We start from the raw sequence: 22,317 nt of genomic DNA on the forward strand, positions 1-22,317 counted from the left end.
GGCTACCGGACCCCGGCGTCCGCGGCCTCGGCCGCCTCGGCGGGCAGTCCGCTTGGGCGGTTCCCGGGGATCGGCGCAGCGAGGGCCCCCCGCCTGCCGGCCCACAACGCGGCCGCCGCAAGGACCAGCGGGACCACAAGAGCCCAGCCACTGAACAGCAGCACCGCCACCATCACTGCCGCGGCAACAATGACGCCGTACCAGGCGGCGGTCCGCGCCGGCAGCAGGCGGATCCCGGCGGCCAGCCCGAACGCCGTCACGGCCGTGAAGCAGGCGGATGCAGCCCCGATCTGGAACTGCATGTTGCTGAGCCCGGCCGCCGCCGCGCCGTAGGACAGGAACGTCATGCCGGCGAGTACGGCCAGGCTGGCCGCGGGCACAGTCCCGGCGTCCCCCGCCAGCGTCCGCGGCAGCACGCCGTCGGACGCCAGGCTGGCGCCCAGCCGGCTGGCACCTGCCACAAACGTGTTGATCGGGCCGAAGGTCAGGACCGCAGCAGCGACGGCGGTGAGCGGCCCGGCGAGTCCGCCGAGTCCTTTCTCGAGCAGCTCGGCGATCGGCACTTCACTGCCGGGGAGGCGTGGCCCCAGCACGGCCACCGAGGCTGCAACCACGCCGATGTAGGCCACACCCACGACGATCAGGGTCAGCCAGGTGGCGCGCTTGAGGTCGCGTTCCGGGTGGCGGAATTCCCCGGCGATATGGGTGACCGCCTCCCACCCGGCGAAGCAGAAGAAGAGCAGGCTTGCCACCCCGCCCACCGCCCAGTAGCCATGCGGGGCAAACGGTTCGAAGTTCTCGGCCTTGGCGTACGGGGCGGCCAGCGCGACGGCGAGCGCCAGCAGCCCGATCAGCAGGACCATCAGCACCAGCTGGATGCCGCTGGACATCCGGATGCCGACGGCGTTGCTCGCGAAGGCGGCAGCGAGCAGCAGGGCGGCCGCCAGCAGCGCCGTTTCCCGCCCGCCACCCACCGCGTGGGCGATGTAGTTGCCGCCGATCACCGCCGTCGCCGGGGCACCGAACGGAATCGCGAAGTAGAAGAGGTAGCCCGCCACGGCTGAGGCGCGGCGGCCGTAGGCCCGCGTGACGAAGTGGGCTATCCCGCCGGCGTCGGGCTGCTGGCGGCTCATTTCGGCGAAACTGAACGCCACGGGGGTGCAGAACACCAGCAGCAGGGCCCAGGCCAGGAGCGACGCCGGGCCTGCCTCCTTGGCTGCGATCGCGGGCAGCACAAGGATGCCCGAGCCCAGGATGGCCCCCACGTAGATGCCGGTGGCGCGGAACAGCCCGAGCCCTGCCTTTTTGCTGTTGATGGTCACCCCTCCAATCATCCGCAGAACCGCCCCGAGCAGAAGCGGCAAAACCGACGTCCATGCGCGAAAAACCGCCGCCGCCGGCTGACTGCGCCGGCTGACTGCGTGGCGGCTCCGTCCGATTGCACCCGCGGGGCGGTAGCGTTTCATTATGAGTGCGCAGCAGCCTGACGATGTGTACAGCCACGGCCACCACGAGTCGGTGGTCCGCGCCCACGCTTCCCGGACGGCGGAGAACTCCGCAGCGTTTGTGATTCCGCACCTCCTCCGCGGGGTGTCGGTGCTCGACGTCGGCTGCGGCCCGGGCAGCATCACCTGCGACTTCGCCGTGCTGGTGGACCCCGGCAAGGTCACCGGACTGGACCGCTCCCCCGAGGTGATCGCCCAGGCCACCGCGCTGGCGGCCGAACGCGGCGTGCAGAACGCCGGGTTCGCGGCCGGGAACGTCTATGACCTGGACTTCGAGGATGAAAGCTTCGACGTCGTCCATGCCCACCAGGTGCTGCAGCACCTGACCGATCCTGTCGCAGCCCTGCGCGAGATGCGCCGGGTGGCAAAGCCCGGCGGGATCGTCGCGGTCCGCGATGCCGACTTCCACGGCATGAGCTGGTACCCGTCCCTCCCGGAGCTGGACGAATGGATGGAGCTTTACCAGCGGATCGCCCGGCGGAACGGGGCGGAGCCCGACGCCGGCCGCCGCCTGGTCTTTTGGGCACAGTCCGCCGGCTTCACCGACGTCGCGCCCTCGAGCAGCAACTGGCTCTACGCCACAGGCCAGCAGAGGCGGTGGCAGGCGCGCGTGTGGGGCGAACGGGTACTGCACTCCGCCTTCGCGGACCAGGCCCTCGAGTACGGCTTCGCCACGCCCGCCGATCTGGCCCGGATTTCCGCCGGCTGGCACCGCTGGGGCTCCACGGACGACGGCTGGTTCCTGATCCCCAACGGCGAGGTCATTGCCCGGGCCTGAGCGGCAGGCCCTTGTCCACATAAGCGCTCCTGGATCTAGAGCTCCCAGTGTGGGCTTTCTAGCATCTAAGAATGATCATCCAAGCAGGTTTTGACTTCGAGTTTCTCGCCCGCCCGTTCATTGTCCAGGACGGCAGACTCATGCCGAAGCTCGTGGTGATTTGTGTGGACGCGGAAATGCGACTGAACAGCGTGGACGTCATCGCCGGAGATTTTGCGGGCTCACTGACCCCTTTCCACGATGCTGTCCTGGTGGCGCTGGATCCGGAATACACCAAGTACTTTGCCATCGCCCACCCTGGCAGATTCAGCGAATACGACTTCGCGGAGCCAATCACGGACGAGGCCGATGAATTGGAATTGAAGGCGGCCGAACGGGGCATGCAGCTGATCGGACACTTCGCCATCGACGAGACGGGCTATATGTCGGCCCGCGCGCGCTCGTACTTTGACCAGTATCCGGAGCACGATGACCTTCCCAGGACCATGAATCATTGGTCGCATTCAAAGCTGGGCAAATGTGGCTGAACTTGGTCGGATGGCGGATCTCCCTGTCAGTGCACGGCCTCGGGAACGGCTCCTCCGGCTCGGCGCTACAGCACTGAGTGATGCTGAATTGGTGGCGATCTTGCTCGGGGCGGGAAGACCCGGCGTCAATGTACTGATTTTGGCGCAGTCCATGTTGGTCGACTTCGGCGGCGTGGCGGGCTTGCTTCGCCTACAGGCAGCTGACCTCACGGCTTGGCCCACAGGGAACCCGGACACTGCACCGGCCCCGGCACCCTGCCGCCGGCCGGACGGCTGACCGCACGTCATCCAGCACGGCCGCGGAATCCGGCACGCCTTCGGCAGTAAACTGAATCAGTGCAACCCTCCCTTTGGCTGGCCCTCGCAGGCGCCGGCGTCCTGATCAGCTTCACTCCCGGCGCGGGCGCCATCAATACCATGAGCAACTCGCTGAACTCCGGCTTCCGCCGCTCGTTCTGGGGCATCCTCGGCCAGCAGGCCGCACTCATTGTGCATATCCTGATCGTGGCCCTGGGCGTCGGGGTCCTCGTGGCGAGCTCGCCGGTGGCGTTCAACGTCATCCGCTACGCCGGCGCTGCCTACCTGGTCTACCTGGGCGTCCGGCAGTTCCTGCACCAGCCCGATCTGGACCAGGAGAAGGCTGCCGCGCTGCGCAACGAGCCGGCATTCTCCATGTTCCGCCGTGGCCTCTGGGTGAACATCCTGAACCCCAAGGCCATCGTGTTCTTCCTGGCGTTCATGCCGCAGTTCATCCGTCCGGAGCAGCCGTTGCTCCCGCAGTACCTGGTCCTGTCCCTCACCGTCGTGGTGATCGACATCCTCGTCATGTGGTTCTTCTTCGCCGCCGCGGCCACGTCCTTCCAGCGGTTCACGCACGACGCCCGCGGGCAGAGGATCCTTAACAGGACATTCGGCGCCTTGTTCGTTGCAGTGGGCATCATGCTGGCGTCGATCCACTAGCGCCCGGGCCCCACGTCAGAAAATGACAACTTAGTAAAACTCATTGACTGAGTCTGCAATATTGACGGAGGCCGGCTAGCCAAGAGGCGCCCGCATCATTCATGCTTAGCAATATGACCTCAACGTCGAGCCCGTACCGGATCATCGCGGTCTGCACCGGAAACATCTGCCGGTCCCCGATGGCCGAGCTGATGCTGGCCGACGACTTTGCCGCCGAGGGTCTCGCCGGCGCCGTCGTGGACTCGGCCGGTACAACTGCCTACGAGGCCGGCCGGCCGATCGATCCCCGTGCCGCCCGCACGCTCCTGGGCCACGGCATCTCCTCAGACCACCACACGGCGCGTGAATGGCGGCCGGAATGGTTCCAGAGCCGCGAGCTGATCCTTGCCCTGGACGTGGACCACTATGGCTGGCTGCGGCAGGCGGCACCGGACCGCGAATCGCTGTCCAAGATCCGGATGCTGCGCAGCTTCGATCCCGCCGTGGCCGGCAAGGATCCCCTGGACCAGGGCATCGAGGATCCCTGGTACGGCGGACACGCGGACTTCGACACCACCTGGAACCTGATCCACGCCGCAATTCCCGGCATCGTGGGGCATGTCCGCGCCCAGCTGGCGCAACGGCAGCGGCCGGAGCAGCGGGTACGCTCTATTTCATGAGCCCCGCACCCGTCATCATCGCCATCGACGGACGGTCCGGCGCAGGAAAGACCACTCTCGCGATCGAACTCGCGGCCCGGCTCCGTGAGCACCACAAGGTCTCCCTGTTCCACCTCGAGGACATCTACCCCGGCTGGAACGGGCTCGCCGCAGGAGTTGAACGCTACGTCTCCACGGTCCTGAAACCGCTGCACCATGGCGAACCCGCCGACTGGGTCAGCTGGGACTGGAACCGGCACTACGACGGCGAAACCCGCACCACCCAGCCCGCCGAGATCGTCCTGGTGGAAGGTGTCGGCGCCGCGGCCGAAGCCGCCCGTCCGTTCCTTGACGCGGTGGTCTGGGCGGACTCCCCGGACCAGGACCGCCGCAGCCGGGCGCTCGCCCGCGACGGCGAAAGCTACGAACCCTACTGGGACCAGTGGGCCGCCCAGGAGCAGGAATGGCTGGCCGCGGACGATGTTCCGGCGCACGCCGCGGTGCGCGTGCTCAACCTCGCGGACGGCGCCGCCCCCGAGGAGGTGCTGCAGTCCCTGCAGTACCTGCCCGCTCTTGCCCCGGTGCTGTTGCCTGAGCTCGCGGCCCGCCGCGGCCTCCAGCTCCACACCGAACGGATCGACGCCGAGCCGGACGCCGTCAGGCTGTTCGAGCGCCTCTTCGGCCGCTCCGCCAACGCGGTCTGGCTGGACTCCTCCCTCAAGCCGGAAGAACCGGGACTCTCCGGCGTGGCCCGGGACGGAGCGGCGGCAGAGCGGAGCCGCTTCAGCATCCTGGCGGACGACGGCGGCCGCTTCGGCCAGACGGTCCGGCACAGCTCCGGCAAGACCTGCGTGAGCGTCGGAAATGCCACCGTAAAAACTGAGGGACCGTTCTTCCGCTGGCTCGACGGCGTCTGGGGGCGCCGGGCTCTCCGCGTTCCCGAGGACTACCCGTGCGGGTTCACCCTGGGTTGGCTCGGCTACCTCGGCTACGAGCTCAAGCGGGAAACCGGCGGCAGCGATGTTGCCTCGGCGACCCCCGACGCCTGCCTGCTCTTCGCCGGCCGCGCCGTCGTGCTGGACCATCTTGAAGGTACGGTATGGCTGCTTGTCCTGGACACGCCCGAGGCCCGGGAGTGGCTGGCGGCGGCCCGGTCAGCCGTGGCAGCGGCCGTGGCGGACACGTCCACGGCCACGGTGCCAGCCACGGCGACCGTGCCGGCCGGCGGCAGCAACGACGTCGTTCTTTCCGCCAGGCTGGACTCTGCCGGGCTGGACTTTGCCGCGCGGGACTCGGAGGTCTCCTACAAGTCGAAGATCACCGAGGCACAGCATGAGATCGCCGAAGGCAACAGCTACGAGGTCTGCCTCACCACCGTGCTGACGGCAAAGGTGCCGGCCGGCGCGCTGGATCCCTGGCCGGCTTATCTCGCGTTGCGGCGCCGTAACCCGGCGCCGTTCGCCAGCTACCTGCGCTTCGGGGGACTCAGCGTGGCCAGCACCTCGCCCGAGCGCTTCCTGCGCATCATGGCCGACGGCGGGATGCGGGCCGAGCCGATCAAGGGCACCCGGCGCCGGGACGCCGACCCGGTGCGGGACGGAGCCCTGCGGCAGGAACTCAAGTCTTCGCCCAAGGACCGCGCCGAGAACATCATGATCGTGGACCTGCTCCGGAATGACCTGAGCCATTTCGCCGTGCCGGGCTCCGTGTCGGTCAGCCGGCTGTGCGCGATCGAAAGCTACGCCACCGTGCACCAGATGGTGAGCACCATCGACGCCCGGCTCCGGCCCGGGACGCCGCGGGCCGAGGCCGTGGCGGCCTGCTTCCCCGCGGGGTCGATGACCGGCGCCCCGAAGGTCAGCACCATGGCCATCCTGGACCGGCTGGAAGGCGCACCCCGGGGCGTGTACTCCGGCGCGATCGGCTACTTCTCACTCAACGGGGCCACCGACCTCGCCGTCGCGATCCGGACGCTGGTGGTCAACGCCGACGGCGGCGCGGACGGCGGAGGCGGAGCGGAGCTGAGCCTCGGCGTCGGCGGCGCAATCACGGCGGATTCCTCGCCGCAGGAGGAGTACGAGGAGATCCGGACCAAGGCCTTCGGCGTCCTCTCGGCGCTCGGCGCAGACTTCCCGTCCGGCTGAGCATCCACCCGTTGCATTTGTGCCACCAGTCCACTAAAACTATGGTGCGGCCGCGCCCTGCCAGCGTGGTCCTTCAGGATTCCGTTCCCAGGGGAAATCATGATGCCATCCCGGAAGTCCTTGCGTTCCATCCTCGTCATCGTTTTGGCTTTCCTCGGCATGGCCCTTGCCCCGATGCCGTCGTCTGCCGCTGGCGATCCGATGCCGCCGCTTCCGCAGGTGCAGGGAATCACAGCCGCCGAGCAATACAACATCCTGCATCTCTATTACAACGGGCCCACGGTCCGTCTCACCTTTGATGACTGCGCCACGCCAGCAAGGCTGACGGGGATGCTGGCCTGGCTGACGGCATACAACATCCAGGCCACGTTTTTCTTCACGGGCCAGTGCATGCTGGCGCATCCCGGCTACGAGTCGCAGCTGGTCAACGCCGGTCAACTTCTCGGAAACCACAGCTACGACCACCGCGACTACTCCCGCATGACTTCCGCCCAGATCAACGATGAGGTTCGCCGCTCCGGAAGCGTGGTTCCCACGACCACCCCCAAGCTGTGCCGGCCACCGTACGGCGCGGGCGCCTTCAGCCTGAACGTCTATGACGCCCTGGCGGCAGCCGGCTGCAGGCCCGCTTTCTGGACGGTGGACACCCGGGACTGGGATGGATCGTCGGCGGCGACCATCATCCAGCGGGTCCAGTATGGCGACGCGACTACCCCACGCGTCTACCCGGGCGGGGTCATCCTCATGCACGGCACCGGTCTTCATACCCTGGAGGCGCTGCCCGGCGTCCGCTCGGCACTGATCTACCGCGGCTACGCCACCTTCCACATTCGCTAGTGGCTCAACGGATGGTGTGGATTACTACTGCAGGGTGGCGGTCAGCCGTGCGACGTTGTCCACGTACTTGACCAGCATCGGCCGCTTCATCCAGTCCTCGAGCACCAGCTCGCGCGAGATCTCCCGGTAGGTGTCCTCCACGGCGCGGACCCTCTGCACGATGTCCTCGCCCAGGAGCATCACCGAGACCTCCAGGTTCAGCGAGAAGGAGCGCATGTCCATGTTGCTGGAGCCGAGGACGGCCACCTCGTCGTCGATGGTGAAGTGCTTGGCGTGCAGCACAAACGGAGCCTTGTACAGGTAGATCCGCACGCCGGCCTCCAGCAGGGCCTCGTAATAGGACTGCTGGGCGTGGTGGACCAGGAACTGGTCGCCCTTTTCGGAGACGAACAGTTCGACGTCGATGCCGCGCTGCGCCGCCGTCGTCACCGCGTAGAGCAGGGAGTCGTCCGGGACGAAATACGGGCTGCAGATCGAAATCTTGTGCTGCGCCGAGTAGATCAGCGTGTTGAAGAGCCGGAGGTTGTTTTCGGTGATGAAGCCGGGGCCGCTGGGCACCACCTGGGCCGTGATGCTGCCAGCGTGCAGTTCGGGCCGGTGCGCGAGCTGGTCCTCGAGCGACTCGTCGGTCTCGCTGAGCCAGTCGGTGGCGAAGACCACGTTGAGCGTCGTGACGATCGGACCGCGCAGGCAGGCCATCAGCTCCACCCACTCGCGGCCGATCTTCCGGTGCCGCGGGTTGTTGTAGGAGGGCTCGATCAGGTTCTGCGAGCCGGTGAAGGCGATCTCGCCGTCGATCACCAGGATCTTGCGGTGGTTGCGCAGGTCCGGCCGGCGCCACTGCCCGTGCACGGGCCGCAGCGGTAGCATGGGCCGCCAGCGGATCTTGCTGGCCTTGAGCCGGGCGATCAGTTTGCCGTAGCCCTTGATCCGCAGCGTGCCGAGGTGGTCGAAGAGCAGCCGGACTTCGACGCCGCGCTCGGCCGCCTCTTCGAGGGCCGTCAGAAGATCGTCCGTGACGTGGTCGCTGCTCATGATGTAGAACTCCGCGTTGACGAAGTCCTTGGCCTCGCGGACCGCCGCCGCCATCGCCCTGATGGAATCCGGATAGCCGGGCAGCAGCTCCACGCTGTTGCCGTCCACCATCGGCAGCGAGCCAAGGGTCTTGTTCAGCTCGGCCGCGGAGGCCACCCATTCCGGGCCGTCGTAGCGGCTTTCCTGGCTGGCCAGCTCCGAGGTGCCCGCCCGGACCCGGGTGTTCACCGCCTCCTGCTGCGCCCGGCGCTTGCGGGAGAGCCGGAAGTTGCCGAAGAGCAGGAACAGCACCAGGCCCAGGGCCGGGACGAAGAAGATGCCCAGCAGCCACGCCATGGCGGTGGTGGGCCGGCGGTTTCCGGGGATGATGCCGAGGGCTAGCACGCGGATGGCGAGGTCGATCACGGTCACAATGAGAATGGCCCAGGACGGGAGCGTCCCCGCCAGCGGAAATGGCCACAGCACAGGCGAACCCCTCAAGCTCCAGACCCGCGGAACAGTTCCGGAACGGGCAACGTGCAAATCCTATCCGAGGCACGCCGCACGGACATGAAATCCCCCGCCACGGCGGGACGACCGCCCCTCGGGAACTAAGCTGAAACCATGACTTCTCCTGCCCCAGTTCCCGGCCCGGCGACGGTGCTGGTCTTCCTTGATCCCGAGTTCGAAGACGGCCGCATCGCAGACGCGTCCAAGCCGCAGTTGATGGCCACGGACCAGGGAGCCACCCGCGGTGACGGCGTCTTTGAATCGCTCCTCGCCGTGGGCGGCCGGCCCAGGAAGCTGCAGGCCCATTTAAGCCGTCTGGCCGGGTCCGCCCGCTTGCTGGAGCTGGACATTCCCGCGGAGGACCAGTGGCGGCGCGCCATTGAGACCGCGATCAGCGAGTACCGGAGCCAGCATGTGCCCGCCACGGCGGACGACACGGCTCCTGCTGATGAGCTGGTGGTGAAGCTCCTCGTGACGCGCGGCGTCGAGGGCGGGGGCGGGCCTACTTGCTGGGTCCAGGCCTCCGCTCCCGCCGCCGCGGGCCACCGCCAGCGCGCGACGGGGATCGACGTCATCCTCCTGGACCGCGGCTACGACAGCGAGGTGGGCGAGCGCGCCCCCTGGCTGCTCCTGGGCGCCAAGACCCTCTCCTACGCCGTCAATATGGCAGCGCTGCGCTACGCCCACCATCGGGGCGCCGACGATGTCATCTTCACCTCCGCGGACGGCAGGGTCCTCGAGGGCCCGACGTCGACAGTCCTGCTGGCGCACCTGGAAACCTCCGACGATGGCGAGGGCGGCATCCGCACGGTCCGGCGGCTCATCACACCCCAGCTGGACAGCGGCATCCTGCCCGGAACCTCGCAGGGCGCCTTGTTCGCCGCCGCCAAGGCTGCCGGCTGGGAGCTGGGCTACGGACCGCTGGAGCCGAAAGACCTGCTCGACGCCGATGCCGTGTGGCTGATTTCGAGCATCCGGCTGCTGGCGCCGGTCAACCACCTGGACGGCAAGGAGATCGGCACTCCGGAATTGCGCAAGCAGCTCACGGCCGAGCTGAACGTGCTCTACGCCACCATCGAGTAGCCGGCGCTCGGAGGCTTAGGCCCAGGCTTTTTTGAGCGCGCGCCAGGCGTCGTCGTCGAGCATGCTGGACGGTGTGACGGCGACGGCGGCCGCTCCGCCGGCGACGGAAGCCTGCAGCCCGCTCGCCAGGTCCGCGGCGGAGACACTGCCGTCCTTGGCCCACATCCCTATCGAGATAGCGAACTTGCCGGACCGCTTCGCCATGGCGCTGGCCAGCTCGGCGGAGTACGCCGGTGCGGCGTCGTTGAGCGCGAAGTAGTTCCACACGACGAGCCGGTCCGCGGCCGCGGCGAGCAGCCTGTAGTCATGGCCGCTCTCCGGCCTGTCGCCGGAAGGATCGTGCCACGGCGCACGGACGTCCATGTCGAGGGTGGCACCGTTGGCGTGCGCGGCCGCCGTCGCCTTGGCCACTAGGCCAGCCACCGACTTCGACCGCCAGGACCCGATGCTGGGGTGTTCGACGTCGATGTTCCCGTTCGCGAGCCGCGGCCAGTCCGGGGCGCCGCTGGCCAGCCTGTAGGAATCGCGGTCGTCGCCGCCGTAGGTGTTGTTGTCGAACATCAGTTCCGTCAGGGCCACGGCGTCCGGCTGGTACCGCGCGGTCACCTCGGCCACGAAGTCCACGAGCCGCTCCCCGACGGGTCCGGTCGTGAGGGCGGTGACGCTTGCGAAGTCTTTGGACCGGGTGCCGTCGAAGTTGACGCCGGCCACGCCGGGGTTGGTGCTGATCCAGCCCGGCACCAGCAAGTCGATGGTCAGAGTGATCCTGCGTTTCTTGCCATCGCCGCCGATGCCGAGGGCCTTGATCGCTTCGGCCACGTGGTCCCGGCCGGGGACAGCCTCAATCTCGGGGTGGGCGTCCCAGGGGAACGCCGTCCAGTCCAGCCGCCCGACGCTAATGGTGACGCTGTTGGCGTTCACCTCGTCAAGCCTCTTGGCCAGGGCCGGCAGGGTGGAGGCGGCATCGACCACGGTTTCGTAGCCGACGCCGACCGTGCGCTCCGCGGCGGGCGCAGTCGCTTCGCGCGGTTCCCCGCACCCTGTGGCGGCAAGCGCCAGCACGGACAGGAGCGCCAGGGCGGGGAGGAAGGCCGGTCCGCGCCTCAAACGTTGACCTCCGCGCGCGGGGCGGGCGCGGTGACACTGACGACTCCGGTCCGCGTGAGCTTGTTCCAGTGAGCCTCCTTGCCCCGGAGTTCCTGGACGAGCGCGGCCACCATGGTCAGGCTCGTGAATACGGAATAGAGCGGGATGAGCGGGAGCGCCCAGACATGCCGCAGGTCTTTCCACGCCCTGTTCATGGCCAGGGCAAACACTGTGAGCAGCAACGTGATGAACAGCCCCAGCCAACCAAGGACCGCCCAGGCGTCGGCGCCGAGCGGGCTACGGCCCAGTGCCACGAGGAAGACCAGGTCCAGGAGCACGATGATCTGGAGCACCGGGAGGACCACCATGGTTATGGTGTTGAAGAGCAGGTAGGCACCGAACTGGCCGTGCCGGAGGTTCCCGATCATGCCCTTGTGGACGCCCATGGTCTGCAGCAGCCCGCGTGCCCAGCGGACGCGCTGGCGCCAGAGCGCACGGATGGTTGACGGCGACTCAGCATAGACGAGCGCCCGCGGAGCGAAGACCACCCGGTAGCCGGCCTTGTGCACCCGCCACGTGAGCTCCAGGTCCTCGCCTACCGTGTCTTCTCGGAACGGTCCGATCTCCGCCAGGACGCGGCGAGGGAATGCCCCGATGTTGCCGGAGACTATGGGGAGGCAGCCGATCATGGTCAGGGCCCGGCGGACCATCCCGGTGCCGACATGGCTGATGAAGGCCAGCAACCGCGTCTGGACCCGGTTAAGGTTCACCGGCCGGTCATCGCCGCAGACAGCCCCCGTGCGCTTGTCCGCGAAGCCCTGGAGCATCCGTTTGACGGTGTTCCTGGAGAAAATCCCGTCCGCGTCGACAAACATGAGGACGTCGCCGGTGGCCTTGTGGATGCCCAGGTTCAGGGCGGCGCCCTTGCCCGAGTTGGCTTGCGCGAGGACCGTGATCCGGGGATCCGAAGCGGCCAGGCTTGCCATCAGCTCGGCCGTGTTGTCCGTGGAACCGTCATCCACGAGGATCACCTCGTAGCGGTCGTACCCGGTGAGCTGGATGGAGCGGACGCAGTTCTCGATGACGGTCGCCTCGTTGAAAGCCGGGACAATGATCGACACGCTGGGCCAATCATCGAGCAGGGTGGGCGCTTCGCGGCGGCGGCGCCGGACGGCCCGGAGTTCAAACCAGACGGACAGCGGCAGCACCAGCAGCTTCATGAGCCCGAACACCAGGATCGGCAGCCCAATGAGGAGCAGGAGGAACTCGGCCTCCGGGACCGCTGAGGCGGAGGCGGATTCAAACCAGGACATTGGCGTACGCTCCTGTGCTTTGCCGGAAGGACGCTGGGTTGAAGGATGGAAGGGCGAACGACGCCAGGACGGCGTCCAGGAGTTCGGGGGCGCGTTCGCTGTTCGCGCCGAACCGGGCGTTTATTTCGAGGACCACCGGGGTCCCGCCAGCACGGCGGCGGACGTCGACGTCGACCGGACCCGTGAGGCCCAGCGAGCGGACGGCGGCCATCGCCACGTTGCCCACGTCAATGGCTTCGCCCGCTACGGCGCGGCGGGTGGTCACGGCGTTGCCCACGTTGCCCTGCGCCAGTTCGGTCTTCTCCACGACGACGACGAACGGTGCGGTGCCGTTGTGCGCCGGCGTTCCGAAGACCATGGGGCCGTATTCGGCGCCCGGGATGAACTCCTGGACAATCTGGCCCTCCGGCAGGTGGTGCCAGTCCACCTCCTCGCTGCCGTCGATGACGATCACTCCACGCCCGCCGCGGGAAACCCGGGGCTTGACGACTATGGGGCCGCCGAGCGCAGCCATGGCGGCGTCGGCGTCGGCGAAGTCCCTGGGCACCCCGAACCTCGGCACGGGGACCCCGGCCGAGTGCAGCTGCCAGGCCGTGAAGAGCTTGTCATTGGCGAGGGCCACCGGACCCGGGTCGCCGATGATGACACGGACGTCGGCCCCGAACGCGGAACGGAACGCCGCAAGCTGCGGGAGTTCCTCACTCACAGTGGGGATGACCAGGTTGATGCCCTCCTGGACCACCAGCCTGCGGAGCGCCGAAACCATATCCGGGTCCGAGGCCGGCGGGACCGGAACGACGGTGAGGCCGGCCCCGGCGGGGAGCTCCCGGATGTCGGTGCCCAGTACGGGAATGCCGCGGGCCTTGAGCTGCGCCGCGATGGCGCGGCCAGCGGGGCCTCCGGCGCCGGTGACCAGCACGCGGGGCTTCACAGCTTTTCCATTTCCGTGCTCAGGAGGCGGACGGGTTCATAGGCTTCGGCGACCCTGCGCCTCGCCTGTCCCCCGCGGAACGAGGCGATGCCGCGGACCCGCTCGGCCGTCATGTACGGCTTGGCGAGCTGGTCGCTGTGCATTTTGACGGCCTGGATCTTGGCATCCACGTAGTCGTCGATGTCGACGAACACGCTGGGGTTGAATTCGCGCGTCGCCGACGGGCTTTCGTAGCACAGGATCGAGTGATGCTGGCGGGCGGCCCGCAGGGTGGCCATGTGGACGGCCTGGTGATCCTGATGCTGGTCATGGTTGGAATGCGTGAGGATGATGTCCGGGTTATAGCGTGCAATTGCGGCCTCAATGACTCCGACCATTTCCTGGCCGTGCCGGTTCAGCTCCGTGTCGGTGAAATTGTGGTGGCTCATGCCGGAAAGGCCCATGAAGGCCGCGCCGCGCTGGGCATCCAGCGAACGCTCCAGGGCGTCTCCGCCACGCTTGCCATCGCTCATGACGAGTCCCTGCACCTCATGTCCGGAGTCGACGAACTTGGCCAGGGTCCCGCCGCAGGCCAGTTCGAGATCGTCAGGGTGGGCGCCGATGGCCAGAACCCTGCGGGGCTGGCGGGCCGGGACTCCCCCGGTGCGCAACGCCGTCGTGGCAACGCCCAGGGACGCGAGGGCTCCAACTGTCGCGGTGAAGTTGGCAGTCCGCCAGAACTCCGGAGCGTCGAGGATAAAGCAGGCCAGATTTGCCACCAGCAGCATCGAGCCAACCATGAGGAAAATCCTGCGCAACAGCTCGGGACGGCGCAGCCGGCGGTGAAACAAGGACCGGCCGAGCGCGGCGGCGACCACAAAAGTGATCAGGAAAACAATGAGCAAAACATAAATTGAGACCATGAGAAATCCAATTCCTTGGTTGAAGTGCCGGCGCCCCAATGCTGGGCCGGGTTAAATTGTTGGATCTTCAGATCCGGCCGCACAAACGGGCCAGGCCTTGGGGACGGGAGTAGGGCCATTTCTTGAGTCAGCCCGTGGGATCTCCGGCAGGGCACATCCCGGCGCCAGGCGCAGCCGTGATCGGTTGTGCGAGAACTTCTGGGCATTGACCGGCGCTTATGTAGCGCAGCGCAATAGCCCCCCGGCGTGTTGCGTGACATGTTCTTGAGACTTTCTGGAGACCTTGGACTTGCTCTTCCAGTAAACGCGAGAGGCCTATCAGTAGACCCGAGTAGGCACTACTTGAAACCTCATCTAAGTTAATTAATGGCCGGCGCAGGTAGTACTCGCATCTCATATGCCGACTACCCGGATTGGGCCTTTGGCAGAGTCAAAGGTTCCCGTACCAGGCAACTAGGAACGATCAACTGGGCGCCGGCTGGAAATTGCCGGCTAAATAACCGGGATTCAAGGACTACTATTCGGGAACAAATGAGGCATCTTTCGACCGGAATTCCTTGTGTTGCACCACCTGAGGAACCCTGGCCGGGGTCCGTGACTTAACATGACGACGGCGGCGGTGCGGGCCGGCGTCGTAAGTGTTACGTTTTTGGGGAGTCATGAGAACCGGTGCCAAGCCCTGACTGGCCGGTCGGCAACCCTCCCCTTTCGCGGCGGGGTGCCTCAGGTGAATACTCGGCATATCGACCCATTCGAGCTGCAAGCCTGAAAGAAGGAGTACCGTCGTGCCTGACGCATCCGCCCCCGCTGTCCCCAGCACAGCACCCGCCCCGTCCGCCGCCGTCCCCGGCGCGGCCGCCGAGGAAAAGCTGGCCTACCGCCTGTTCACCGGTCCCGACGACCGCTCCTTCTGCGAGCGGGTTTCGGCGGCGCTGGCCGAAGGCTACGTGCTGCACGGAAGCCCCTCCGCCGCCTTCAACGGCAGCAGTGTCATCGTCGCCCAGGCCGTCATCCTGCCGGCCGCAATTGCCAGTGCGGACGCCGCCGTCGCCGACGCGGTAGACGGCCTGGGAACTGACGGTTTCGGCTACGAAGAGACCATCGAGGGCCACGCGTGAGCTACGCCGGAGACCTGTTCCCGCAGGAGGCCTGGGCCAAGCTGGAGGCGGGCGCCATCCTGGTGGACGTCCGCACCGAGGCGGAATGGGCCCACATCGGCATCCCGGACACGGCATCCGCAAACGAAAAGCGGAACGATCCGCTCTTCATCCAGTGGAGCCTGGCCGGCGGCATCCCCAATTCGCAGTTCGTGAAGCAGCTGAAGCAGCAGGCGCCCGAGGATGCCGGTGCCGAGCTGGTGTTCCTCTGCCGTTCCGGCGCCCGCTCCATTGCCGCCGCAACCGCCGCCACCGAGGCCGGTTTCACCTCCTACAACGTCCTTGAGGGCTTCGAGGGCGAGCCGGACCGCTACGGCGAACGGACCGTCAACGGCTGGAAGAACCGTGGCCTGCCCACCAACCTCGGGAAGAACTAAGTGACTTTCAATCCCGACGCCGCCGGCTGGAGCCCCGACACCCAGGCCGTCCGGGGCGGACTTGACCGCACCGGCTTCCAGGAAACCACCGAGCCGATCTTCCTTAACTCCGGCTTCGTCTACGAATCCGCCGCCGCCGCCGAGCGCGCCTTCACCGGTGAGGACGAGCGCTTCGTCTACTCCCGCTACGGCAACCCCTCGGTCGCGACCTTCCAGGAACGCCTCCGGCTGCTCGAGGGCACCGAGGCGTGCTTTGCGACGGCGTCCGGCATGTCCGCGGTGTTCACCGCGCTCGGCGCGTTGCTGGGCACCGGGGACCGTGTGGTCGCCGCCCGCTCGCTGTTCGGCTCCTGCTTTGTGATCCTCAACGAAATCCTGCCGCGCTGGGGTGTGGAAACGGTCTTCGTCGACGGGCCGGACCTGGAGCAGTGGCGCGTGGCGTTGTCGGAGCCGACGACGGCGGTCTTCTTCGAGTCGCCGTCGAACCCGATGCAGGAGATTGTGGACATCGCCGCCGTGAGCGGGCTGGCCCACGCCGCCGGCGCGACCGTCGTCGTCGACAACGTCTTTGCCACCCCCCTGCTGCAGCGCTGCGGGGACCTCGGCGCGGACGTGGTGGTCTACTCCGGCACCAAGCACATCGACGGCCAGGGCAGGGTGCTCGGCGGCGCGATCCTGGGCACCAAGGCGTTCATTGACGGCCCGGTCAAGCAGCTTATGCGGCACACCGGACCGGCGCTCTCCGCCTTCAACGCGTGGGTCCTGACCAAGGGCCTGGAGACCATGGCCCTGAGGGTGAACCATTCCTCGGCGTCCGCCCTGCGGCTGGCGGAGTGGCTCGAGGGGCAGCCCGCGGTCAGCTGGATCAAGTACCCGCTCCTGCCGTCCCATCCCCAGTACGAGCTCGCGGCCCAGCAGATGAAGGCCGGCGGCACTGTGCTGACGTTTGAGCTTTCCCCGTCCCCCGGGCGCTCCGCGAAGGAAGCCGCGTTCGCACTGCTGGACGCGCTGCGGATCATCGACATCTCCAACAACCTGGGCGATTCTAAGTCCCTCATCACGCACCCCGCCACGACGACGCACCGCGCCATGGGCCCGGACGGCCGCGCGGCGATCGGGCTCAGCGACGGCGTGGTGCGGCTCTCCTTGGGCCTGGAAGACGTCGAGGACCTGATCCGCGATCTCGGGCAGGCGCTCAAACAGGTCTGACCGGGGATTCTTCCTTCCGCGGGACGGCATCCCGCGGCAGCGTCTCTTCAGTCAGGCCCGGCGCACCCGCCCCAGGGCCGACGGCTGGTGCGCGGGATCCCGGGACGCCGAGCCCAGCATGGTCACCTTGACGGCCCGGTCGACGACGGCGGCGAGCCCGCCTTCCCGGAACGGCCGGCGCTGCAGCTGCGAACCGGTTCCCTCGGCGAGGATCCGTGCGATGCCCTCGTGGACCAGTTCCAGCTCCGCCTGCTCCGCCAGGACCGGGGCCAGATAGTCCACGAGGGCGTGGACCACATCCGCCGCCGGCGCGGGCGTAAAGGTCCCGAAGTCCAGCAGCTGGCCGCGGAGCCCGCCATTACTGGCCTGCCAGGCGGCCATCCGCAGCAGCAGCGTCGGCACCGGGGCTGGTTCAACGCCGTCGTTCCACTCCCGGCAGGCCGATTCGACCAGGGCACGCACCAACACGGCGATCAGCGCCGCGTCGTCGGCCCGCAGGCAGACGTCGGCGACCCGGACCTCCACGGTGGGATGGTGCCTGCACAGCCGGGCGTCGAAATAGATCATCCCCTCGTCCAGCAGCACACCGCTTTCCACCAGCCGGGTCACCACCCGCCGGTAGACCGGCAGGCTGCCGAAGATCATCGTGGGACCCGAGCCCGGCCAGCGGTTCCACGCCTGGGTGCGGTAGCTTTCAAACCCTGTCTCCGCGCCGTTCCAGTACGGGGAATTTGCGCTGAGGGCTATCAGCACGGCCAGCTTGTCCCGGATCCGGTCCATCACCGCCACGCCTTCCTCGGGGGATTCCACCAACGTGTGGACGTGGAACCCGCAGGTGAGCTGGTTCCGGACGATCAGCCCGAAGCGTTCCTGCATGCTCACATACCGCGGCGACGGCGTTGTGTGCGTCGCGGATCCCCTCGGCGACGTGGCCAGGGCTGCGATGCGGCCGCCGTGTGCCCGTGCGGCCCGGTCCGCGAGCGCACGGCCCTGCCTGAGCTGCTGGAGCAATTGGGGGTAGCCCAGACACGGCTGCGTCTGGGTTTCGATCTGCTCCAGCTTGAGCTCGAGGCTGAACCCGGCGTCTTCGTGGACCGGCCCCTGCGCCGGGACCACCCGGCCGGCGTCGTGCTTCTGCGGGACCAGGCTGGGCAGCATGACGTCGGCCAGGGCGAGCGGCATCCCCGTTTCGGGGTCCACTATCAGCAGTTCTTCCTCCACGCCGAAGGTGCGCATAAATCTATTGTGCGTCAGGACCCGCGGAAGCGCGCTACCCCAACGCGGGGTCACTCCGCGCGCGGCGACAGGTTCCGGGGCAGGGCGCGCACCGCTGCGTTGCGGGCTTCCTATTGCCGGGTGAGGAACACGAGATTCCAGGTCCCGGCGGCCAGCGCCGCGGCGACGGCGGCAGCGGCAATGCCGAGCCCGCCCAGCAGGACCCAGGCGTCGAGGCTGCTGAAGGTGGAGGGCCGCGCCCAGGTGCGCTGGGCGCCGCCGAAGCCGCGGGCCTCCATGGTGACGGCCAGGCGGGAGGCGCGCCGGATGGCCTGCACGAGGAGCCCGAAGCTCTGCCCCAGCGTGGACCGGAGCCGCTGGTACGGGTTGCCGCGCGAGCCCACGCCGCGGGCCCGCCGCGCCATGCCGATGGTCTGCCACTCTTCGGCCATGAGCCCCACGAGCCGCATCGCGGCCAAGGTGCCCAGGACGAATCGGTGCGGCAGTTTCGCGTTCTGGGCCAGCGCGTCGGCAAGGTCCGTGGGGTCCGTGCAGCTCATCAGCAGCACCGCCGGCAGCGCGATGGCGAGTCCGCGGAGCAGGAAGCCCAGCCCCAGTTCAAGGGAACCGTCGCTTACGGACCAGATGCCGGCGTCGAGCAGTATTCTTCCGCTATCCGGCGCCAGGATGGCCGTACTCCAGCCGCCCAGCGCCGCGGCCAGGATCAACGGCCAGCCGCGCTGCCAGAGCAGCGCGAGGCTCAGCCCGGCCAACGGAAACAGCGCCACTTCGAAGGCCAGCGCCACCGACGCTGAAACCCAGTCGATGGACAGCGCCAGCACGAGGGTGATCAGCACGACGGCGGTGAACTTGGCCAGCGGGTTGGCGCGGGTCAGCAGGGCCTGGTTGCCGCGCAGGCTCAGGACGTCCCTCACTGCGCCTGCACCGGACCCGGTACGCGATCGCCCGGTACGCGACTGCCCGGCTCGCGATCGCCCGGTTCCCGGTGCTCCGGGGCGCGGAGGCTGAGCTGGGTGCCGCCCAGGACCGCGGTGAATTCCGCGTCGTGGGTTACCGACACGACGGCGGTGCCGGCGTCGAGGAGTTCGGAGAGGAGGGAGGCGAGCTCGGCCCAGGTGTTGGCATCCTGGCCGAAGGTGGGCTCGTCCAGGACGAGCACCTGCGGATGGGCCGCGAGCACGGTGGCAACCGAGAGCCGCCGCTTTTCGCCGCCGGAGAGTGTGTAGGGGTTCGCGTCCACCAGTTCGGTCAGCCGGAGCCGCTCCAGCAGTTCGTCCACCCGTTCTTCGCCCCGGCCCAGGTGCCGGGGACCGAACATCAACTCGTCGAGCACCCGGCCGGTGACGAACTGGTGTTCGGGTTCCTGGAAGACGGTACCGATCCGGGCAATCAGCTGTTGAGCCTTCCACTGGTACGGATCGGTCCCGGCGCCGGCGCTCAGCTCCGGCGTGGCGGAGACCGCGCCGGACACCGGCGCCAGCAGGCCGGCCAGGGTCAGGGCGAACGTCGACTTGCCGGAGCCGTTGGGGCCGGTGATGGTCAGCGCCTCGCCGGCCCGGATCCGGGCTGTGAGGCCGGACTGCACCGGTACCGGGGCGATGGCCCTGAAGCCCCTGCGCAGACCGGATCGGCGGGGGTGTTCGCGGGAGACCGCCAGGTTGTCGGCCGCCATCAGGAGGGTCCCGGCGTCGGGCTGTCCGGGCAGGGATGCTTTTGCGGAGCCAGCGACCGGCAAGCCCGCGGCAGACGCTGCCCGCACCCGGGTCGGCGGCACGTAACCGGGCACCCAGACGCCCGCGGCGGTGAGCATGTCCCGCGCCTGCACCAGGACCTGGTCCGGCGGGCCGTCGATCAACACGGCCGTATCCGTGGCGGATCCCGGCTGCAGGACCACGATCCGGTCCACAAGGTCCTTCCAGACGGCCACCCGGTGCTCCACCACCACGAGCGTGGCGCCGGTCTTGTCCAGGCAGCGGCCCACGGCGTCGCGGACTTCCAGGACGCCGGCGGGGTCCAGGTTGGCGGTGGGTTCGTCGAGCAGGAGCAGCCCGGGCCGCATCGCCAGGATGCCGGCGAGCGCCAGCCGCTGCTTCTGGCCGCCGGAGAGGGCCGAGGTCGGGTGGTCCAGCGGCAGCCGGCCCAGCCCGACGTCGTCGAGCGCTTCCCGCACCCGCGCCCAGATCTCCGCCGGGGGCACGGACAGGTTTTCCGCCCCGAAGGCGACGTCGTCACCGAGACGGGAGAGCACCACCTGCGTCTCCGGGTCCTGCTGCACCAGCCCCGCCCGGCCGCGCCGGGCCCGCGGCGGGGCGCCGTCGATCAGCAGGCTGCCGGTCTCGTCGGAATCCTCTGCCGTGTTGTCGCCGAGGGCGTCGGCTGCGTTGTCGCCGAGGACCCCGGCCAGGGCGTGGAGCAGCGTCGATTTGCCGGCGCCGGAAGGCCCGAGCAGCAGCACCCGCTCCCCGGGCCTGATGTCCAGGTCCAGCCCGTTGACTGCGGGCCGCGGCCGGCCGGCGTGCCGCCAGCCCCAGCCGCGGGCCGTGACCGCGGCCGGGCGGACGCCGTCGGAAGATGTCGGGCAGTGTGCCGGCATCAGGAGAACACAGGCTCCGTGGCGGCCTTGCGCGAGGCGAACGAGCTCAGCACCCCGGTCTTGGCGAGACCCCGGGTGGCGAGCCAGGACAGGGCGCCGGCGATAATGGCGCCGGAGACGGACATGAAGATGATGTACGCGAGCTTGTCCCCGGCGGCATAGGCGATGTTCCAGCCCCATGGCGCGAAGGAGTCATTCAGGGCGCCGAACAGCCCGGCACCGGCACCGGCCAGCAGGGAAACCGGCAGGTTGAACTTCTTGTAGACGAACGCTGCGAACACGAGCTCGGCTCCGAGGCCCTGGAGCACGCCGGAGATCAGGACAGTGGTGCCGTATTGCGAGCCCATGATCAGCTCACCGGTGGCGGCCACCGTTTCGCAGAACAGTGCCGCCCCGGGCTTGCGGATGATGAGCATGCCCAGCACGGCGGGAATCATCCAGCCGCCGGCGTAGAGCCCGGTCAGCGGCGGGTAGAACGCGTTGACGGGTGCGGAAATGAGGTTGGCGCCCTGGGACCAGGCCCAGAAAATGACGCCGCCGGCCACCGCGATCAACGCGGCCACCACGATGTCCACCACACGCCAGTTGTAGCTGCGCCGGGTGAGGATCTGCTTCGCAGAAATGTCAGTCATGTCGTCCTCCTGAGGAACAGGAGGGGAGAGTGCGCCGGCCGGCCACGGCTTCCGCCGCCCTGCCGGGCACTCTGAGAACTCGACTCCCTTTCGCCGGTACTAACCGGATCAGGTTCGAGGGTCTGCGGCTGTCCGCACTCTCAGCGCCCACCGGTGGTTTTCCCTGGATTCCTCCAGCGATGCCCGACGGCGGCGCTCCCCTGTCGTATATAAAATCGCCCTTGTGGGCACTGTCCAGTTTACACCCGGCGGGACCGGCTTCCCGTGCCCAGCAGTCACATTCCGGGCCGGAGGGACCGGCGCCGCACGGCGCGGCCTGCGCGGCCGGGTCCCTCCGTCAGGGCCGGGACGCTAGGCTGGGGGAAGCCCTGTTCCCTCCCGCAAGGAGTCCGAAGAATGAACATCGTCATCAAACTGCTCGGCACCGGCATCAGCCTGCTCGCCGGGTTCGTCGGCACAAAGCTCGTCGACACCGTCTGGGAAAAGTCCACCGGCAACAAGCCGCCCAAGGGCCACGACGACGACATCCCCACCACGCTGCGCTCGGCCCTGACCTTCGCGCTGATCTCGGCCGCGGTCAGCGCCATCATCCAGGTCCTCGCCAACCGCGGCACCCAGCGCGCCATCACCCGTTTCGCCAAAACCCAGGACATCGTCTAGCGGTCATTTTCGTTAATTTTCGGGGGTTTGGAGGGCCAGGACCTCTTCGGGTCGGGAGGACATGCCCATCCGTCGCGCCCGGGTCCGGTCATAATCGGAATATGCCCATCCGCGGGTCCCGGCGCGGGGCATGATCCGTATCCCGGGGGCAAGTGCGGGTGGCTCCGCTGCGGGGATCGGCTACTCTCCGGGAGGACATGCCCATTCCTCGCGCCCGGGTCCGGA

At 68.2% G+C, this 22,317-nt stretch carries 22 protein-coding genes and 2 riboswitches; of the genes, 12 read left to right on the top strand and 10 right to left on the bottom strand.

Annotated elements, in window-relative coordinates:
• Positions 1-2: 2 nt before the first annotated feature.
• Complete coding sequence (locus tag ABIB26_RS17525; protein WP_354245907.1) at positions 3-1,322, bottom strand: APC family permease; 1,320 nt, start codon at positions 1,320-1,322, stop codon at positions 3-5.
• 145 nt (positions 1,323-1,467) lie between these two features.
• On the opposite strand from ABIB26_RS17525, the gene ABIB26_RS17530 reads away from it, so the two are divergent.
• The 7 genes from ABIB26_RS17530 (at position 1,468) to ABIB26_RS17560 (ending at position 7,389) form a co-directional block, all read left to right on the top strand.
• Positions 1,468-2,283 carry a methyltransferase domain-containing protein gene (locus ABIB26_RS17530; protein ID WP_354245910.1) on the top strand — a complete coding sequence of 272 codons (816 nt, stop codon included), beginning with the start codon at positions 1,468-1,470 and terminating at the stop codon, positions 2,281-2,283.
• A gap of 71 nt (positions 2,284-2,354) precedes the next feature.
• Entirely contained in the window at positions 2,355-2,810 is a 456-nt protein-coding gene (locus ABIB26_RS17535) for a hypothetical protein (protein WP_354245911.1), read from the top strand.
• 10 nt (positions 2,811-2,820) lie between these two features.
• Positions 2,821-3,087, top strand: a complete 267-nt coding sequence (locus tag ABIB26_RS17540; protein WP_354246015.1) for a UPF0758 domain-containing protein — start codon at positions 2,821-2,823, stop codon at positions 3,085-3,087.
• Between the two features lie 59 nt (positions 3,088-3,146).
• On the top strand, positions 3,147-3,770 hold the full coding sequence (locus tag ABIB26_RS17545) for a LysE family transporter (protein ID WP_354245913.1): 624 nt from the start codon (positions 3,147-3,149) through the stop codon (positions 3,768-3,770).
• A gap of 113 nt (positions 3,771-3,883) precedes the next feature.
• A complete protein-coding gene (locus tag ABIB26_RS17550) occupies positions 3,884-4,429 on the top strand; it encodes a low molecular weight protein-tyrosine-phosphatase (protein WP_354245916.1) in 546 nt (181 codons plus the stop codon).
• Positions 4,426-6,552: a chorismate-binding protein gene (locus ABIB26_RS17555; protein WP_354245919.1), complete on the top strand. Its 2,127-nt coding sequence runs from the start codon at positions 4,426-4,428 to the stop codon at positions 6,550-6,552. Before ABIB26_RS17550 ends, ABIB26_RS17555 begins: the two co-directional genes overlap by 4 nt.
• Before the next feature lie 99 nt (positions 6,553-6,651).
• Positions 6,652-7,389 carry a polysaccharide deacetylase family protein gene (locus ABIB26_RS17560; RefSeq protein WP_354245921.1) on the top strand — a complete coding sequence of 246 codons (738 nt, stop codon included), beginning with the start codon at positions 6,652-6,654 and terminating at the stop codon, positions 7,387-7,389.
• A 24-nt stretch (positions 7,390-7,413) separates the two neighbouring features.
• Here the strand turns inward: ABIB26_RS17560 and cls are convergent, their stop codons facing one another.
• A complete protein-coding gene (gene cls / locus ABIB26_RS17565; protein WP_354245924.1) occupies positions 7,414-8,889 on the bottom strand; it encodes a cardiolipin synthase in 1,476 nt (491 codons plus the stop codon).
• A gap of 138 nt (positions 8,890-9,027) precedes the next feature.
• On the opposite strand from cls, the gene ABIB26_RS17570 reads away from it, so the two are divergent.
• The gene (locus tag ABIB26_RS17570) at positions 9,028-9,996 is read left to right on the top strand and encodes an aminodeoxychorismate lyase (protein WP_354245927.1); all 969 of its coding nucleotides are present in this window, start codon (positions 9,028-9,030) and stop codon (positions 9,994-9,996) included.
• Positions 9,997-10,011: 15 nt separating this feature from the next.
• Here ABIB26_RS17570 and ABIB26_RS17575 read toward each other — a convergent pair whose 3' ends face one another.
• Genes ABIB26_RS17575 through ABIB26_RS17590 form a run of 4 tightly spaced genes read right to left on the bottom strand, consistent with a single transcriptional unit; the run spans position 10,012 to position 14,228 of the window.
• Positions 10,012-11,103, bottom strand: a complete 1,092-nt coding sequence (locus tag ABIB26_RS17575; protein WP_354245929.1) for a hypothetical protein — start codon at positions 11,101-11,103, stop codon at positions 10,012-10,014.
• Positions 11,100-12,395 (bottom strand): glycosyltransferase family 2 protein, encoded by a 1,296-nt coding sequence (locus ABIB26_RS17580; RefSeq protein WP_354245932.1) that lies wholly within the window; start codon positions 12,393-12,395, stop codon positions 11,100-11,102. The genes ABIB26_RS17575 and ABIB26_RS17580 overlap by 4 nt, the downstream gene beginning before the upstream one ends.
• Positions 12,382-13,326, bottom strand: coding sequence for an ATP-grasp domain-containing protein (locus ABIB26_RS17585; protein ID WP_354245935.1), 945 nt, complete (start codon positions 13,324-13,326; stop codon positions 12,382-12,384). The genes ABIB26_RS17580 and ABIB26_RS17585 overlap by 14 nt, the downstream gene beginning before the upstream one ends.
• A complete protein-coding gene (locus ABIB26_RS17590) occupies positions 13,323-14,228 on the bottom strand; it encodes a PIG-L deacetylase family protein (RefSeq protein ID WP_354245938.1) in 906 nt (301 codons plus the stop codon). The genes ABIB26_RS17585 and ABIB26_RS17590 overlap by 4 nt, the downstream gene beginning before the upstream one ends.
• Before the next feature lie 655 nt (positions 14,229-14,883).
• A riboswitch (SAM riboswitch) is annotated at positions 14,884-15,000 on the top strand.
• 13 nt (positions 15,001-15,013) lie between these two features.
• Between ABIB26_RS17590 and ABIB26_RS17595 the strand changes: the two genes are divergently transcribed.
• Genes ABIB26_RS17595 through ABIB26_RS17605 form a run of 3 tightly spaced genes read left to right on the top strand, consistent with a single transcriptional unit; the run spans position 15,014 to position 16,971 of the window.
• Positions 15,014-15,346 (top strand): DUF1737 domain-containing protein, encoded by a 333-nt coding sequence (locus tag ABIB26_RS17595; RefSeq protein WP_502913700.1) that lies wholly within the window; start codon positions 15,014-15,016, stop codon positions 15,344-15,346.
• The gene (locus ABIB26_RS17600) at positions 15,343-15,762 is read left to right on the top strand and encodes a rhodanese-like domain-containing protein (RefSeq protein WP_354245941.1); all 420 of its coding nucleotides are present in this window, start codon (positions 15,343-15,345) and stop codon (positions 15,760-15,762) included. Before ABIB26_RS17595 ends, ABIB26_RS17600 begins: the two co-directional genes overlap by 4 nt.
• Complete coding sequence (locus ABIB26_RS17605; protein WP_354245943.1) at positions 15,763-16,971, top strand: O-succinylhomoserine sulfhydrylase; 1,209 nt, start codon at positions 15,763-15,765, stop codon at positions 16,969-16,971.
• A gap of 51 nt (positions 16,972-17,022) precedes the next feature.
• Here the strand turns inward: ABIB26_RS17605 and ABIB26_RS17610 are convergent, their stop codons facing one another.
• The 4 genes from ABIB26_RS17610 to ABIB26_RS17625 all read right to left on the bottom strand — a co-directional run bounded on the left by ABIB26_RS17610 (position 17,023) and on the right by ABIB26_RS17625 (position 21,432).
• Positions 17,023-18,207, bottom strand: a complete 1,185-nt coding sequence (locus ABIB26_RS17610; RefSeq protein WP_354245946.1) for a glutamate--cysteine ligase 2 — start codon at positions 18,205-18,207, stop codon at positions 17,023-17,025.
• A 110-nt stretch (positions 18,208-18,317) separates the two neighbouring features.
• Positions 18,318-19,121: an energy-coupling factor transporter transmembrane component T family protein gene (locus ABIB26_RS17615; protein ID WP_354245949.1), complete on the bottom strand. Its 804-nt coding sequence runs from the start codon at positions 19,119-19,121 to the stop codon at positions 18,318-18,320.
• Positions 19,118-20,800 carry an ABC transporter ATP-binding protein gene (locus tag ABIB26_RS17620; protein ID WP_354245951.1) on the bottom strand — a complete coding sequence of 561 codons (1,683 nt, stop codon included), beginning with the start codon at positions 20,798-20,800 and terminating at the stop codon, positions 19,118-19,120. The genes ABIB26_RS17615 and ABIB26_RS17620 overlap by 4 nt, the downstream gene beginning before the upstream one ends.
• On the bottom strand, positions 20,800-21,432 hold the full coding sequence (locus ABIB26_RS17625; RefSeq protein WP_354245954.1) for an ECF transporter S component: 633 nt from the start codon (positions 21,430-21,432) through the stop codon (positions 20,800-20,802). The genes ABIB26_RS17620 and ABIB26_RS17625 overlap by 1 nt, the downstream gene beginning before the upstream one ends.
• A gap of 67 nt (positions 21,433-21,499) precedes the next feature.
• Positions 21,500-21,644: riboswitch (TPP riboswitch) on the bottom strand.
• Between the two features lie 184 nt (positions 21,645-21,828).
• Here ABIB26_RS17625 and ABIB26_RS17630 point away from each other — a divergent pair.
• Positions 21,829-22,092, top strand: coding sequence for a DUF4235 domain-containing protein (locus ABIB26_RS17630; RefSeq protein WP_354245957.1), 264 nt, complete (start codon positions 21,829-21,831; stop codon positions 22,090-22,092).
• Positions 22,093-22,317: the final 225 nt, after the last annotated feature.

Source organism: Arthrobacter sp. UYEF20 (genome assembly GCF_040546335.1).
Classification (GTDB): Bacteria; Actinomycetota; Actinomycetes; order Actinomycetales; family Micrococcaceae; genus Arthrobacter.

Excerpts from the sequence above, each read along its gene's own strand:
- ABIB26_RS17560 (WP_354245921.1), top strand. The coding sequence starts at position 6,652 with ATGATGCCATCCCGGAAGTCCTTGCGTTCCATCCTCGTCATCGTTTTG.
- ABIB26_RS17535 (WP_354245911.1), top strand. The coding sequence starts at position 2,355 with ATGATCATCCAAGCAGGTTTTGACTTCGAGTTTCTCGCCCGCCCGTTC.
- ABIB26_RS17555 (WP_354245919.1), top strand. The coding sequence starts at position 4,426 with ATGAGCCCCGCACCCGTCATCATCGCCATCGACGGACGGTCCGGCGCA.
- ABIB26_RS17630 (WP_354245957.1), top strand. The coding sequence starts at position 21,829 with ATGAACATCGTCATCAAACTGCTCGGCACCGGCATCAGCCTGCTCGCC.
- ABIB26_RS17625 (WP_354245954.1), bottom strand. The coding sequence starts at position 21,432 with ATGACTGACATTTCTGCGAAGCAGATCCTCACCCGGCGCAGCTACAAC.
- ABIB26_RS17540 (WP_354246015.1), top strand. The coding sequence starts at position 2,821 with ATGGCGGATCTCCCTGTCAGTGCACGGCCTCGGGAACGGCTCCTCCGG.
- ABIB26_RS17580 (WP_354245932.1), bottom strand. The coding sequence starts at position 12,395 with ATGTCCTGGTTTGAATCCGCCTCCGCCTCAGCGGTCCCGGAGGCCGAG.
- ABIB26_RS17570 (WP_354245927.1), top strand. The coding sequence starts at position 9,028 with ATGACTTCTCCTGCCCCAGTTCCCGGCCCGGCGACGGTGCTGGTCTTC.
- ABIB26_RS17550 (WP_354245916.1), top strand. The coding sequence starts at position 3,884 with ATGACCTCAACGTCGAGCCCGTACCGGATCATCGCGGTCTGCACCGGA.
- ABIB26_RS17590 (WP_354245938.1), bottom strand. The coding sequence starts at position 14,228 with ATGGTCTCAATTTATGTTTTGCTCATTGTTTTCCTGATCACTTTTGTG.
- ABIB26_RS17620 (WP_354245951.1), bottom strand. The coding sequence starts at position 20,800 with ATGCCGGCACACTGCCCGACATCTTCCGACGGCGTCCGCCCGGCCGCG.
- ABIB26_RS17530 (WP_354245910.1), top strand. The coding sequence starts at position 1,468 with ATGAGTGCGCAGCAGCCTGACGATGTGTACAGCCACGGCCACCACGAG.
- ABIB26_RS17610 (WP_354245946.1), bottom strand. The coding sequence starts at position 18,207 with ATGCGCACCTTCGGCGTGGAGGAAGAACTGCTGATAGTGGACCCCGAA.